This is a genomic window from Bradyrhizobium sp. 137, assembly GCF_023074095.1.
In the GTDB taxonomy this organism is placed as follows: Bacteria; Pseudomonadota; Alphaproteobacteria; order Rhizobiales; family Xanthobacteraceae; genus Bradyrhizobium.
The window spans coordinates 255,516-269,640 of the sequence record NZ_JADPKU010000129.1 but is presented as its reverse complement, the minus strand read 5'-3'; the positions used below and the strand labels follow the sequence as shown (position 1 = coordinate 269,640).

The window sequence follows — 14,125 nt, the reverse complement described above, 5'->3', positions numbered from 1 at the left end:
ACTCCTCTAAGCCTGCTTGGCAGCGGCCAGTGCATCCTTGGCGGCAGCGATATCGCTCGGACCGCCAACCGCAACGCCGACGGCACCGTCCGCAATGCGCTTGACGAGTCCCGTAAGCACCTTGCCCGCGCCGATCTCGAAGAAACGGGTGACGCCCTGCCCTGCCATATAGGCGACCGATTCACGCCAGCGCACCGTGCCCGTGACCTGCTCGACCAGGCGGCGACGGATCTCGTCGGGATCGGTGATGGCGCTCGCCAGCACGTTCGACACCAACGGCGCGGCCGGCGCCTTGATCGTGACCGTCGAGAGCGCCTCCGCCATGGCGTCGGCGGCCGGTTGCATCAGCTTGCAATGAAACGGCGCCGACACCGGCAGCAGCATCGCGCGCTTGGCGCCCTTGCCCTTGGCGATCTCGACGGCGCGATCGACCGCCGCCTTGTCGCCGGAGACCACCACCTGCCCGCCGCCATTGTCGTTGGCGGCCTGGCAGACCTGCCCCTGCGCCGCCTCATCGGCGACCTCGATGGCGGCCTCGTAGTCGAGGCCAAGCAGCGCGGCCATTGCGCCGGCACCGACTGGCACGGCTTTTTGCATTGCGAGACCGCGGGTGCGAAGCAGCCGAGCGGTATCGGAGATGCTCAGGCCGCCGGCCGCAGCCAGCGCCGAATATTCACCAAGCGAGTGGCCAGCGACGAAGGCTGCGTCCCGCCCGACGGAAAAACCGGCTTCACTCTCCAGCACGCGCAGGGTTGCGAGGGAGACCGCCATCAGCGCTGGCTGGGCGTTTTCGGTAAGCTGAAGGGTCTCGGCCGGACCATCCCAAATGGTCGCCGTCAATTTCTCCCCAAGCGCAGCATCGACCTCGTCGAACAGGGCGCGCGCTGCCGGAAAGGCGTCGGCGAGGGCCTTGCCCATGCCAACCGCCTGGGACCCCTGCCCCGGAAATGTAAATGCTGCCGTCATCGGCGCTCCCTGCATGTCGGGCGTGATCCTCACGAGAACCGGCAGCCGACTACGCGCGGCCTCAGCCCAAGGTTCCGGATCACGCTCCAAAGGGGGCCGTAGACACTGTCCGGGGTCGGAATGTCAAGCCAAGATGGGAACCCCGGCCGGATTCAACCGGTGATACGGTTTCCTAGAATCCGCCGGCCGTCTGGTTGACGTCGACCTCTGCCCCCGCCCGCGCGCGGCGCGCGCTGTTGACCAGTTGCCCCGGCCGATCGTCCTGATTTGGCTTCGCGGTGGCAAGCCGCAGCACCGCGGCGTAGCCCGGCTGCACCTCCATGCGGTCGGCATGCCGGCTGGCGCTCAGCAGGCGATGCACCTTCGGCAAATTGTAGCAGGGCACATAGAACAAGAGGTGATGCTCGAGATGATAATTCACGTAGTACGGGGCGATGAACAGGCGCTCGAGAAAATTGGCATGCGTGGTCCGAGTGTTGCGCAAGGGATCATTGCTGTCAGGGACGACGGCGTGCTCGGCGACGTTGCGGATGCGGGTGATGACCATCATCCAGGTCAGCAGCGGCACCAGCCATAGCAATGGATAGGCCCACCACACGCCGGCCGCCGCGAGCGCAGCGAACATTGCGGCATTGACGACGCATTGTGGGCCGAGCTTCTCCCAGAAATGCGCCGCACGCTGCCGCCATGCCCAGTCCTTTGGCCCGAGCGCGTTGAGCAATTGCGCCTTGCGCTGCTGGTAGCCGGTCTGTCCGGTGATGTCGCGAATGAACTTGCGGCGATAGCTCAGCTTGGTGATCGGAAACGGCGCCGACAGCACCAGATCGGGATCGTCGTCCTGCTGGGTGCGCGCGTGATGCTGCAAGTGATAGCGCCGGTAGCTCCGCGTCTCCGCAAACAGCGGATAGGCACAGAACCATTGGCTCAGCGCCAGATTGGTTTTCTCATCGGCGGACAAGCAGCCATGCGCGCCGTCATGCATGAGGATGGCAAGTCCAAGCTGGCGCGAGCCGATGATGGCGACGGCGAGAATGTACGTCAGCGGATTGGGCCACCACGCGACCAGAGCGATCGCACCGATGATGAGCGCCCAGGCGTGCGCGATCAGCGCAACGCCCTTCCACGTCACGCGCTGGCGCACGTCGGCCAATTGATCGTCGGTCAGGAAATCGCGGGCACGCATGCGAAGCGCGGTCATGGCCTAACTCTCCTCGTTCGAATTGCTCGGCGCGTCGCGCTGCTCGACAAGACGCAGGCGCGCAGCCTCGCCCGTGGATTTCGCCTGCTCACCGAGCACGCGCAGCATCTCGCTGCAGAGCTCCTCCGGCGATCGGCCCATGGCGTAGCCTTCGAGGATGACGCCGATGGCAACGGCCCAGAACCGCCGCGAGCTTTCATCGGGCGCGCGCAGCGTGCGCCAGCCGTGTCGTGCGACCTGGCTTGCATAGGCCCGCGCGCCTTCGCTGTGCAGGCGCTCGATGGTGCGCTCGACCAGGGGTGCGAGATCCTGGCGACGCCGCGTCAGCGTCAGCGCCTCGGCGAAGAAGGCGACCGAATCGCTCGCCGTGACCGTCTCCGCCAGCGCGTGCGTGTATTCCTGCGGCGTGCGCGTCCTCAGCGCCGCCTGTTCCGTTGCGCGCGCCAGATACAGCAGCTCGCGGCAGGCACATTCGACGAACAGCGCCTCCTTGGTGCGGAAGTAGTAGGTGATCTGGCTCGGGAACGCGTCCGCCGCGGCCGCGATGTCGGTGATCGACGTGCCCGACAGCCCCCGCTCCCGGAACAGCGGGCTTGCCGCATCCAACAGCAGCGACCGCATCTTGCGGCCGGCCGTGCGTGTGGCGCGCGCGGCGTGCTTGGGGTCGCTGGCGCCCGGTTCAAACGGAGCATGGGCAGAATTGTCTGCCATTGGATCCTCCCGCTGACTTCTTTGTATGCCATACAAACAAACAGGTCAAGCTGATTCGATTTGCGGGCCGACCACCACCCGCCTTCGGTTGTGCGAGCCGAGACTTGGCCCCCAACCTTGCAAAGCCGGCCAAAATCCGTATAAGGCGCACATCCGCAGACCCCGGCCGGGAGCTGAACGGACGGTCTCAGCAAATCATTCGTGATTTTGGTGTGGCAGGGCCAGTCGGCCCGTCGTCCCGTGTTTCCGCCTTCTGAGCTTAATCCCAGAGTCCTTTCCGAAGGTCTCTTAAGGGCTTGACGCCGGGCGATGCGCCAACATGAGGAAAGGACTTCCATGCCTCTTTACGAGCATGTTTTTCTCGCGCGTCAGGACGCGAGCCCGCAGCAGGTCGAAGAGCTGACTGCACAGATGACCGGTATCGTCGAGGGTCTCGGCGGCAAGGTCACCAAGACCGAGAATTGGGGCGTTCGCTCCCTCACCTATCGCATGAACAAGAACCGCAAGGCTCATTTCGTGCTGCTCAACATCGATGCGCCGTCCGCGGCGATCGCCGAAATCGAGCGCCAGGAGCGCATCAGCGAAGACGTGATCCGCTATCTCAGCGTCCGCGTCGAGGAGCTTGAGGAAGGCCCGTCCGCGATGATGCGCAAGGCCGATCGTGATCGCGAGCGTGACGACCGCGGCGGTGGCTTCCGCGGCGAGCGTGAAGGCGGCTTCCGCGGCGACCGTGAGGGCGGCTTCCGCGGTGACCGCGGTCCGCGCCGTCCGCGCGAAGAAGCTGAAACCACTGCGGATGCGGAGTAAGATCAATGGCTGAAGCTGGTGCACGCCGTCCGTTTTTCCGTCGTCGCAAGAGCTGCCCGTTCACGGGCACCAATGCTCCCAAGATCGACTACAAGGACTCCAAGCTGCTGATGCGTTACGTCTCTGAGCGCGGCAAGATCGTGCCGAGCCGCATCACCGCGGTGTCCGCGAAGAAGCAGCGTGAGCTCGCCCGCGCCATCAAGCGCGCGCGGTTCCTGGGCCTCTTGCCCTACGTCATTCGCTGACACGACCAATTCGACCGGCGGCCGCTGAGCCGCCGGTCGTCATATTCTGAAATCATAAGGCCTCCGGGTCGTCCGGTCGCCGATGGTTGGGGCAAACGACGCCTCTAACCGCTCGAAGGGAGCGGGACAGCTGATGATGGCCTTTGGATTGATAGCCCTGATCGCCGGCGCCGCGTCGGCGCTGATGTTCGCCTCGATCATCTCGGGCGCGCTGATCTCGCTCGTCCTGTTCTATCTCGCACCGCTGCCGCTGATGGTCGCCGCGATCGGCTGGGGGCCGCTTTGCGCGTGCCTCGGCGGCATTGCCGCCGCAATCGGCCTCGGCGCGCTGTTCGGCCTGCCCTACTGCATCGCCTTCGCCGTCACCGTCGCATTGCCGGCCTGGTGGCTCGGCCATCTCGTCCTGCTTGGCCGGCCCGTGGGAAGCGTCGCACCAGATATCTCTGCCGTCGAGCCGCCGGCCGAGCCCGAGATCGAGTGGTATCCGGTCGGCCGCATCCTGCTCTGGATCGCAGGCTTCGCCGCGCTGACCACCATTGCCGCCCTGCTCACGCTCGGCACCGACGCCGACACCATCAGCGGCACGCTGCGGGGGGGCTTGATGCGCCTCCTCCCCGCCGCCGATCCGCAAACTTCGGGTGAAGCCAGCCAGTTCGTTGACGCACTCGTGCGCATTGCACCGGCCGCCGCCACCATCGTCGCGATGATGACGCTGACTCTCAGCCTCTGGCTCAGCGCCAAGGTGACCGCGACGTCGGGCCGGCTGCGTCGTCCCTGGCCGGACCTGAAGGCGGCCGAGCTGCCGCCGATGACGCTCGTGGCGCTCTGCATCGCGCTCGCCTTCTGCTTCACCGGCGGGCTGCTCGCGATCGTCGCGCAGATCACCACGGCCGCGCTGATGATGGGCTATGCGCTGACCGGTTTTGCCGTGCTGCATACGCTGACACTGGCGCTGAAGAGCCGCACCTTCTGGCTCGGCTCGACCTACGCCGTCGTCGTCGTGTTCGGATGGCCTGTCATCGCGATGGTGATCCTCGGTCTTGCGGATGCCGTGTTCGGCTTCCGCGAGCGCTTCCTGCGCAGCCGGCGGCCGCCGCCGCTGCCAACCTCTTAAGTTCAACCCCGGAAACTGAAACTCAGATCCCTTCAAAGGAGAACGAATATGGAAGTCATTTTGCTGGAACGCGTCACCAAGCTCGGCCAGATGGGCGAAGTCGTGAAGGTTCGCGACGGCTATGCCCGCAATTTCCTGCTCAAGCGCGGCAAGGCGCTGCGCGCCACTGCCGACAACCGTGCCAAGTATGACGGCATGAAGGCTGAGCTCGAGGCTCGCAACCTCCAGGCCAAGGGCGAAGCGTCCAAGGTCGCCGAAAAGATCCAGGGCAAGAACATCATCGTGATCCGCCAGGCCTCCGAAGCCGGCCAGCTATTCGGCTCGGTCACCGTGCGCGACATCGTCATGGCGTTCGAAACCGACGGCGTCCATCTTGACCGCCCGCAGGTGCAGCTCGACGCACCGATCAAGACAATCGGCAAGCACACGGTCACCGTCGCCGTTCACCCGGAGGTCGAGGTCGACATCACCGTGACGGTCGCGCGCAGCCAGGACGAGGCCGAGCGCATCAACCGCGGCGAGGACATCTCGACCCGCAACGAGGACCGCGACGCGGCTGCCGAGGCAATCGCCGCGGCCGGCGAGTTCTTCGATCCGGAAGCCCAGCACGACGAGGTCGAGCCGGCGCCGGCTACGGAAGAGAAGTAACTCCAATGTCGTCATTCCGGGATGGTCCGAAGGACCAGACCCGGAATCTCGAGATTCCGGGTTCTCGCTTCGCGAGCCCCGGAATGACGAGCTCAAAATCAGCCCGGCTGCCTCAGGCGGCCGGGCTTTTCGTTTTCGCGGCGTCCTCGCTCAGCATCGCAATCGAGGCCAGCGCCGTTGCCGTGTGCTTCTCGACGCCGTCGCTGACGCAGAATACGTCGGCCGCAACCACCGAGACCTGACGGCCCGGCTTGATCACCCGGGCACGGCAGATCAGCTTCTCGCCGACTGCAGGCGACAATAAATTGAGCTTGTACTCCGCCGTCAGCGCCGGCTGGCCACGCGAGGTCGCGGCTGCGATCGTTGTGGCGTTGTCGATCAGGAAGGCGGTGACGCCGCCGTGGAAGAAGCCGTGCTGCTGCAGCAGCTCCGGCCGGCGATCCACGGCGATCGTGCAGCTGCCGCGCGACAAGTCCGAAAGCTCGGCGCCGACCAGGGTCATGAAGCCCTGCCGGCCGACATTGGCGTGGATGCGGTCGGCAATCGGTGCGAACTCCGGATCAGCTGCGGCTGACATGCACTCTGTCCTGTTGCTGGTTGATGCGGTCGAACGGCCTTAGCGCCCGAATGGCGCAGGCGATCAGTATGTCGGCCTCCCCGCGAGGGTCGGTGTGGTCGCGTCCCGACAGGAAGGCGCGGCAGAAGATCTGCGCCGGCCCGATCAGCTGGCTGATGAACATTGCCGGCGTCATCGGCAAGAGCTCACCGCGTGCAACCAGCGGCGCGCGCCAGCGCTCGATGCCGTCGGCGAGGCGCGCGTTCTGCGCGCGCTGGGCATCGCGAACCTCCTCGCCCCACTCGCTGCGGGAAATCTCGAAGAGGTAGCGCGCCTCGCGCCGGCTGCTCACGACCCACTCAAGATGCGCCCGGATCAGCCGATCGATGCCCTGCTCCGCACCGGGCACGGGATTGAGCGCGGTCAGCATTGCGGCGTGATAGTGCCGCAGGACCTGCAGGAACAGCGCACCGGCGAGCTCCTTCTTTGAGCCGAAGGCGTGAAAGAAGCTGCCATTGGAGGCGCGCGCCCGGGTGCGGATCGCAGCCACCGTCGCGGCTTCGAAGCCGACGCGGTCGAACACGATCAGCCCGGCCGCCAACAGGTCGTCTCGCACGTTCGACGTCATTGCCGCCTCCTAGAGCATTAATCTAGAGTATCACTCTAGGCCTCGTCAATACGGTGCGGAGGCCGCGATCAACGCGGTCGGCGCATGTCCATCAAAACCAAGCTGGTTTAGCGCGAGATCGGCGGCGTCGGCGGGCCGGACGACTCGGCCGGCGGCGCAGGCGGGGCTGCAGCGGTCGCGGGAGGTGCCGGCGCCTTGGCCGGTTCGGAGCTGGCAGCAGGCGCAGTCGGAGCCGCCTCTTCCGTCGCTCTGGGCGCGGCCGGCTCGGTCGGCTTCACGGCGGCTGGTGCAGACGGCGTCACCTGCGGCACCGGATCCGGGCGCAGCGACGGAGCTTCACTGCCGCGCGGCTCTACCTTCGCGCTATCAGGCATGGCGTCGGCGGGCTTCTCCGATGCCGTGCCACTGTCGGGCTCGGTCTCGTCACGATTCGGCTCGACCTTGGCCCTGTCGGGCTTGACCGTCTCAGGCTTCGACTCGGCCTTCGGCTCGCTCTTCTTGTCTTCAGTGGCCGGCGCGGCGGCGTCGAACTTCGGTGCTTCCTCAGTGCCGGGCTTCCCGCGGCGCTTGGCCTTGCGTCCCTCGGGTGCTGCCTGGCCTTCGGATTTCATGCCTTCGTCGGCCGGCCGCGCAGCACGCTTTTGGCGCGGGCCCTCGACCGCAGGAGCGGACCCCTCGCCCTCCGGCTTGGCGGCCTCCTGCGAGCGCTGGCGGCGGCCCTGATGTTCGGACTGGCCCGGAGCTGTATTGGCTTCTCGCTCCCTGGTGCCGTCCTTCTTGTCCCTGCCGTCCTTGGCCTGATACCGGGTGTCGGTGGCACCATTGGAGACGAGGTAGGAGGCGAGAATGCCCGCCATGTCCGAGCTCGTGGTGTAGTGCTGGCGCAGGAATCCCGGCAGCGAACTCGGCGCCACGGACTTCAGAAGTCCACGCGGGCTCTTGTGGCAGGCATTGCAGGTCTGCGCGAAGAGCTGGGACGGAGTCTTGCCGGCCTCGAGGTTCGTTGCCTGCGCAAGAACGGTATCGGTCGCGCCGAAGCCGATCAGAAGCAGTACCGTCGCGAGACTGAACGCTCGGCTCGACATTTCCCATCATCTCCACTGAAATACGAGAGGTGCACCGGCATCCCGCGCGGCGGCGGTCACCTTTTATCCGATTGCGCCGCGAATGGAAGCAGGCCCGCGCGCAAGGATGTGATTAAGCGCTTTTCGAATATCGGCTTTGAGCACAGCGCAATGGCGGAGCCGGAACTGGCTCGCTAGATTTTAGATGCAAACGCATAGGAACCGCTGCGGCGCCTGGGCGTCAGATATGAAGGCCGGGTTAGTCGCATCTTTCGGGTCCGCTCGAGAGGAAATGCCGATGGACCGCTTGTTGCATAAGTTTCTGTCTCAATTCATCCGGCGCGGGTCGATGACGGTGACCAGCGCAAGCGGGACGACGTTCACCGTCGGTGACGGCTCCGGCGCCCCGGTCGCAGTCCGCTTCGTCACGAAAGACGCAGAACGAAAAATCCTCATCAATCCCGAACTCGGGCTTGGCGAAGCCTACATGGATGGCGAGTTCGTGGTCGAACACGGCACCATAGCTGATGCCCTCGCGATCCTGCTGGATCAACCCGACCTATTGCCGCAGTGGGCCAAACCGTGGTGGCACCTGCGCTATCTGACGCGCCACCTCAAGCAGTTCAATCCGCGCTCGCGCTCGCGCAGTAACGTGGCGCACCACTACGATCTCGACGCCCGGCTCTATTCGCTCTTTCTTGATGCCGACAAGCAATATAGCTGCGCCTATTTCGAGACGCCGGAGACGACGCTCGATGACGCGCAGCTCGCCAAGAAGCGGCACATCGCCGCGAAGCTGCTCGTCGGGGTCCGCCAGCGTGTGCTCGACATCGGCTCGGGCTGGGGCGGGCTCGGGCTCTATCTTGCCGAGATCGCGGGCGCCGACGTCACCGGCATCACTCTGTCAACCGAGCAATTGCGGATCGCCAATGCACGCGCCGCCGAAAAGGGGCTGACGGGCTCGGCCAAATTCCTGCTGCAGGACTACCGCGACATCGAAGGCCCATTCGACCGCATCGTCTCAGTCGGCATGTTCGAGCATGTCGGCGCCCGCTTCTACGACACCTACTTCCAGCGCTGCGCCGAGCTCCTGAGCGAGGACGGGGTCATGCTGCTGCATTCGATCGGCCGTTCGCAGGGACCGGACTCGACCAATCCCTGGATCGCCAAATACATCTTCCCCGGCGGCTACATCCCCGCGCTGTCCGAGGTGCTGCCGTCGATCGAGCGGGCGGGCCTATTGGTCTGCGACATCGAGATCCTGCGCCTGCACTACGCCGAGACGCTCAAAGCCTGGCGAGAGCGCTTCATGGCGCGGCGCGAGGAGGCCGTGCAGCTCTACGATGAGCGCTTCGCGCTGATGTGGGAGTTCTACCTGGCGGCCTGCGAAATGACCTTCCGCAAGCAGGCGATGATGAACTTCCAGATCCAGCTCACCCGGCGCCAGGGCATCGTGCCGATGACGCGCGACTACATCGCGCGCGAAGAGGCCCGGCTGCGGGCCATCGAGGGCGGCGCCAAGCCCAGGCTCAAGCTGGCAGGTGAATAGGCCCTAATGATGCAGGCCGGAAATCTGGGAAAGCCGCAAGGAGGCGCTTAGCGCCAGTTGCGTCCGCAATTCCAAAAGCACTTCAGGTGCAACCGGCTGACGCCGCACTTCAGGCCGCTCGGCGTGCTCCATGGCCGCGATCAGTCCAGCTAGCCAAAGCCGGCTGCCTGCCTCGCTTCGCCACATCTGCTGCTGCCGTTCTGGCCGCATCGCTTGCGTCTCCCTGCTGGCGGGTCGGGGACAACCCCCTGCCCGCCGGCCTGTTCCGGCTCTACCCGAAAGAATCCGGGAAGATGTGATCTGCTTCACACAAAGCTGGTCGGACTTGGCTTAGATCGTCGCCATGCGCAAAGAGACCCAAACCGCATTCGACGTGCAGAACGACCTCCGCACCGATTACGCCCTGATCGTCACTGGCGTCGGGGCGGCCTTGGCTGCGCTGGTCTACCTCCTGCTGGTCTGAATCCCAGCCGAAAGCTCCCAGCGTGCGTCAATTCGCGCGCTCTTCGATGGGTCTGCGCGCCAATCCATAAGGTTCACGGCTTCAGGCTTTTTCCACCGCGCGGGTGCGTCCGCTCCCAAGCCGCACCCGGTTCCGCGAAAATCCGTCAAGCGTGGGGCGTGCTGCGGCGGCCAATCATCCACCATTTTCACTGAACGGTTGATAGCGGTCAGCTTTTGCTTCCGCTTTCGCCTGCAGCGGCGCTTTATCCCCGCCCCGCATCCGCCCAAGAAAATTGCTAAGCACGTCCGACCATGGCCCTGACTGATTCGAACGTTCTCAAACTCGCGCCCGACGCCGGAACGCCCGCCTATCGGAGCGCGCCGCACAATATCGAGGCGGAACAGAGCCTCCTGGGCGCGATCCTAGTCAACAACGACGCCTTCTATCGCGTCTCCGACTTCCTGGAGGCGAAGCATTTCTTCGAGCCGCTACACCAGACCATTTTCGAGACCGCCGGCAGCCTGATCCGGATGGGCAAGATCGCGACGCCCGTCACGCTGAAGACGTTCCTTCCCGCCGATACCGATGTCGGCGGCATGACCATCGGGCAATATCTGGCGCGGCTCGCGGCCGAAGCGACCACCATCATCAACGCCCAGGATTACGGCCGCACCGTCTACGACCTGTCGCTCAGGCGCGACCTGATCGGCATCGGCGAGGACATGGTCAATGTCGCATACGACGCGCCCGTCGATTTCCAGCCGCGGGCGCAGATTGAGGACGCCGAACGCAAGCTCTACGAACTTGCCGAGTCTGGCCGTTATGACGGCGGTTTCCAGAAATTCTCGCAGGCGCTGACGGTCGCCGTCGATCTTGCGGCGAAGGCGTTCCAGCGCGACGGAAAGCTGTCAGGCATCTCGACGGGCCTGCGCGATCTCGACACCAAGATGGGCGGCTTGCAGCATTCCGACCTCATCATCGTGGCGGGACGTCCCGGTATGGGCAAGACCTCGCTGGCGACCAACATCGCCTACAACGTCGCGCAAGCCTATGTTCCGGAACTCCAGGCCGACGGCACCATGAAGGCCGCCAATGGCGGCGTGATCGGCTTTTTCTCCTGCGAAATGTCGGCCGACCAGCTCGCCACGCGTATCGTGGCCGAGCGCACCGGCATCCCCTCCTCGCACATCCGTCGCGGCGGCATCACGGAAGCCGATTTCGAGAAGATCCGCCAGGTCTCGATCGAGCTGCAATCGCTGCCGTTCTATGTCGACGCCACCGGCGGCCTGTCGATCGCGCAGCTAATGGCGCGCGCCCGCCGACTCAAGCGCCAGAAGGGCCTCGATCTCCTGGTGATCGACTACATCCAGCTGTTGTCCGGCTCAGGCAAGCGCGCCAGCGACAGCCGCGTGCAGGAAATCACGGAGATCACGACCAGCCTGAAGGCGCTGGCGAAGGAGCTCAACGTCCCCGTGATCGCGCTGTCTCAGCTTTCGCGTCAGGTGGAGTCGCGTGACGACAAGCGGCCGCAGCTCTCGGACCTGCGCGAATCCGGCTCGATCGAGCAGGACGCCGACGTCGTGCTGTTCGTGTTCCGCGAGGAATATTACCTCGCCATGAAGGAGCCGCGTCCCGGCACTGAGGAGCACGCCAAATGGCAGGCCGACATGGAACGCACGGTCGGCCGGGCCGAAGTCATCATCGGCAAGCAGCGCCATGGCCCGACCGGCACGGTCGAGCTGCACTTCGACGCCTCCGTCACCCGCTTCGGCGACCTCGCCCATGACGGCCAATTGCCGGATCGCAGCGACTATTAGAAACTGTTCCCCGGGTTGAACCCTTGGGGCCTCTTGCGTAAAACGGCGCCATGACAATGGCGTCCGACCCGAAAACGATCCCGCAATCCGGTCTTCTCTCCGCGGAGGCCAGTCAGGCTGCCGCGCTCGCCGCCTATGGCGGCGTGCTCACCGTCGATCTCGACGCCATCATCGCCAATTGGCGCAAACTCGAGAAGACGGCGGTGCCGGCCGAGTGCTCGGCGGTTATCAAGGCCGACGCCTATGGCTGCGGCGCCGCCGAAGTCGCGCGTGCCCTGAGCAAGGCCGGCTGCAAGACCTTCTTCGTCGCCACCATAGAGGAAGCGCGCAAGGTGCGCGCGGCCGTGCCGGAGCCCACGATCTACGTGCTCAGCGGCTATTTCCAGAACACCGGCGAGCACTATGCGAAGATCAACTGCCGGCCGGTGATCGGCGACCTCAACGAGCTCGCCGAATGGGACGTGTTCTGCCGCCGCACCGGCTGGACCGGAGGCGCCGCTGTTCACATCGACACCGGCATGAACCGGCTCGGCCTGACGCTTGCGGAAGCGCAGGCCATCATCCCCCGCATCAATGCCGGCGATCACGGCATCACGCTGGTGATGAGCCATTTGGTCTCGGCCGAGCAGCTCAACAGCCCGGTGAATGCAAGACAACTCGCAGCCTTCCGCGGCATCGCTAGCGAGTTCTCCGGCGTGCCGGCGGCGCTCGCCAATTCCTCCGGCATCTTCCTGGGCGCGCCCTTCCAGTTCGACATGGTGCGGCCTGGGGCCGCACTCTACGGCGTCAATCCGACGCCGGAGGCCGATAATCCGATGCAGCAAGTCGTGGATCTCAAGGCGCGCATCGTGCAGATCCGCACCATCGAGCGCGGCGAGACCGTCGGCTATGGCGGCACCTGGACCGCACGGCGGCCGACCAAGCTCGCGATCATCGCGGTCGGCTATGCCGACGGCTATTTCCGCGCCGCCAGCTCCAATGACGGCACCCGCGGCGCCGAAGTCATCGTGGCCGGAAAACGCTGCCCGGTCGCGGGCCGCATCTCGATGGACCTGATCGCAATCGATATCACCGACCTGCCGCCGAACGCGGCGCGGCGCGGCCACATGGTGACGCTGCTCGGCGAGGGCATTACCGTCGACGAGCTCGCGCATCATTTCGGCACGATCGGCTATGAGGTGCTGACCAGCCTCGGCCGCCGCTATGCCCGCCTCTACAAGGGCGGCAATATCGTGGAGCCGGTGACAAAGCCAGCTGCCGCACAGGCAGTTGAGCAGCCGCCCTCCCCGCCGTCGATCGAGCAGCCGGCAAGCCCGCCGCCGCTGCGGAGCTGAACTGCTCCTCGCTTACTTCTTTTTCCGGTTGTCCAGCGCCGCCTTGCAGGTCGCGCTGAGCTGATCGCGCTTGCCGTTCAGACAGGCGACGATGCCGCCGCCGGGCGCGATGCCGGCGCAGAATTTGTCATAGTCCGCCTTGCACGCGCCGCGCGGATCGGACGATTGTGCCGATGCGCCTCCGGAGAACGCGACGACAAGTGCGATGGCAATAAAGCTCAACTTGGACATTGTGTCTCCGGAATCGGAAGGCAGAAGCGTCAGCCCTACATGAAGATTGCGACATTCAACATCAACAACGTCAGTCGCCGCCTGCCCAATCTCTTGGCATGGCTGCGGATCGCGAAGCCCGATGTCGTCGCGCTTCAGGAGTTGAAGGCAAGTGATGGCGAATTTCCGGCGGCGGCCATCGAAAAAGCCGGCTATGGCGCAGTCTGGCGTGGACAAAAGACCTGGAACGGCGTCGCCATCCTCGCCCGCAGCGCCGAGCCGGTGCTCACCCGCGACCGCTTGCCGGGGACGACCGACGATCACGAAGCCCGCTACATCGAAGCCGCCGTCCGCGGCGTCATCGTCACGAGTATCTATCTGCCGAACGGCAACCCGCAGCCCGGGCCGAAATTCGATTACAAGCTGGACTGGTTCGCGCGGCTGAGGCGCCACGCCAAGAGCTTCATCAAGCAGGAGCTACCGGTGGTGCTCGCCGGCGACTACAACGTCGCGCCGACGGCGATCGACATCTATCCGACGCGCTCATGGGACAAGGATGCGCTGATCCAGCCGAAGAGCCGTGCGGCGTTTGCCTCACTGGTCGAACAAGGCTGGTGCGACGCGATCCGCGAACTGCATCCCGAAGAGCGCATCTACACGTTCTGGGACTACAAGCGAAACCGCTGGCCGCGCGATGCGGGCCTGCGGCTTGATCATCTATTGCTCAGCCCTGCCCTCGCCCCGCGCCTGGTCAAAGCCGGCGTCGACAAGAAGATCCGCGGCGAGGATGGCGCGAGCGATCACGCGCCGGCGTGGATCGTGTTGCGGTGACT

Annotated in this window: 15 protein-coding genes; 8 read left to right on the top strand and 7 right to left on the bottom strand. The window is 65.2% G+C overall.

Annotated elements, in window-relative coordinates; genetic code table 11:
• Positions 1-6: 6 nt before the first annotated feature.
• From fabD to IVA78_RS33815, 3 genes are all read right to left on the bottom strand, one after another.
• Positions 7-966 (bottom strand): ACP S-malonyltransferase, encoded by a 960-nt coding sequence (gene fabD, locus IVA78_RS33825; RefSeq protein WP_247281619.1) that lies wholly within the window; start codon positions 964-966, stop codon positions 7-9.
• 172 nt (positions 967-1,138) lie between these two features.
• Complete coding sequence (locus IVA78_RS33820; RefSeq protein ID WP_247469470.1) at positions 1,139-2,164, bottom strand: fatty acid desaturase family protein; 1,026 nt, start codon at positions 2,162-2,164, stop codon at positions 1,139-1,141.
• Positions 2,165-2,167: 3 nt separating this feature from the next.
• The gene (locus IVA78_RS33815; RefSeq protein ID WP_247281621.1) at positions 2,168-2,875 is read right to left on the bottom strand and encodes a TetR/AcrR family transcriptional regulator C-terminal domain-containing protein; all 708 of its coding nucleotides are present in this window, start codon (positions 2,873-2,875) and stop codon (positions 2,168-2,170) included.
• 336 nt (positions 2,876-3,211) lie between these two features.
• Between IVA78_RS33815 and rpsF the strand changes: the two genes are divergently transcribed.
• The 4 genes from rpsF to rplI all read left to right on the top strand — a co-directional run bounded on the left by rpsF (position 3,212) and on the right by rplI (position 5,689).
• On the top strand, positions 3,212-3,682 hold the full coding sequence (gene rpsF, locus IVA78_RS33810) for a 30S ribosomal protein S6 (RefSeq protein WP_247281622.1): 471 nt from the start codon (positions 3,212-3,214) through the stop codon (positions 3,680-3,682).
• A gap of 5 nt (positions 3,683-3,687) precedes the next feature.
• The gene (rpsR, locus tag IVA78_RS33805; RefSeq protein ID WP_212371059.1) at positions 3,688-3,927 is read left to right on the top strand and encodes a 30S ribosomal protein S18; all 240 of its coding nucleotides are present in this window, start codon (positions 3,688-3,690) and stop codon (positions 3,925-3,927) included.
• A 133-nt stretch (positions 3,928-4,060) separates the two neighbouring features.
• On the top strand, positions 4,061-5,041 hold the full coding sequence (locus IVA78_RS33800; protein WP_247281623.1) for a DUF2232 domain-containing protein: 981 nt from the start codon (positions 4,061-4,063) through the stop codon (positions 5,039-5,041).
• 48 nt (positions 5,042-5,089) lie between these two features.
• On the top strand, positions 5,090-5,689 hold the full coding sequence (gene rplI, locus IVA78_RS33795) for a 50S ribosomal protein L9 (RefSeq protein ID WP_247281624.1): 600 nt from the start codon (positions 5,090-5,092) through the stop codon (positions 5,687-5,689).
• Positions 5,690-5,801: 112 nt separating this feature from the next.
• Here rplI and IVA78_RS33790 read toward each other — a convergent pair whose 3' ends face one another.
• The 3 genes from IVA78_RS33790 to IVA78_RS33780 all read right to left on the bottom strand — a co-directional run bounded on the left by IVA78_RS33790 (position 5,802) and on the right by IVA78_RS33780 (position 7,958).
• Positions 5,802-6,266, bottom strand: coding sequence for a PaaI family thioesterase (locus tag IVA78_RS33790; protein ID WP_247281625.1), 465 nt, complete (start codon positions 6,264-6,266; stop codon positions 5,802-5,804).
• Positions 6,250-6,873, bottom strand: a complete 624-nt coding sequence (locus IVA78_RS33785; RefSeq protein WP_247281626.1) for a TetR/AcrR family transcriptional regulator — start codon at positions 6,871-6,873, stop codon at positions 6,250-6,252. Before IVA78_RS33785 ends, IVA78_RS33790 begins: the two co-directional genes overlap by 17 nt.
• Before the next feature lie 107 nt (positions 6,874-6,980).
• Complete coding sequence (locus tag IVA78_RS33780) at positions 6,981-7,958, bottom strand: hypothetical protein (RefSeq protein ID WP_247281627.1); 978 nt, start codon at positions 7,956-7,958, stop codon at positions 6,981-6,983.
• Between the two features lie 277 nt (positions 7,959-8,235).
• Here IVA78_RS33780 and IVA78_RS33775 point away from each other — a divergent pair, with 277 nt between their 5' ends.
• The 3 genes from IVA78_RS33775 (at position 8,236) to alr (ending at position 13,082) form a co-directional block, all read left to right on the top strand.
• On the top strand, positions 8,236-9,486 hold the full coding sequence (locus IVA78_RS33775) for a cyclopropane-fatty-acyl-phospholipid synthase family protein (protein ID WP_247281628.1): 1,251 nt from the start codon (positions 8,236-8,238) through the stop codon (positions 9,484-9,486).
• Positions 9,487-10,242: 756 nt separating this feature from the next.
• Entirely contained in the window at positions 10,243-11,748 is a 1,506-nt protein-coding gene (locus tag IVA78_RS33770; RefSeq protein ID WP_247281630.1) for a replicative DNA helicase, read from the top strand.
• 56 nt (positions 11,749-11,804) lie between these two features.
• Positions 11,805-13,082 (top strand): alanine racemase, encoded by a 1,278-nt coding sequence (alr, locus tag IVA78_RS33765; RefSeq protein WP_247281688.1) that lies wholly within the window; start codon positions 11,805-11,807, stop codon positions 13,080-13,082.
• 12 nt (positions 13,083-13,094) lie between these two features.
• On the opposite strand, the gene IVA78_RS33760 is transcribed toward alr, so the two are convergent.
• Positions 13,095-13,313 (bottom strand): cysteine rich repeat-containing protein, encoded by a 219-nt coding sequence (locus IVA78_RS33760; RefSeq protein ID WP_247281631.1) that lies wholly within the window; start codon positions 13,311-13,313, stop codon positions 13,095-13,097.
• A gap of 39 nt (positions 13,314-13,352) precedes the next feature.
• Between IVA78_RS33760 and IVA78_RS33755 the strand changes: the two genes are divergently transcribed.
• Positions 13,353-14,123 (top strand): exodeoxyribonuclease III, encoded by a 771-nt coding sequence (locus IVA78_RS33755; RefSeq protein WP_247281632.1) that lies wholly within the window; start codon positions 13,353-13,355, stop codon positions 14,121-14,123.
• Positions 14,124-14,125: the final 2 nt, after the last annotated feature.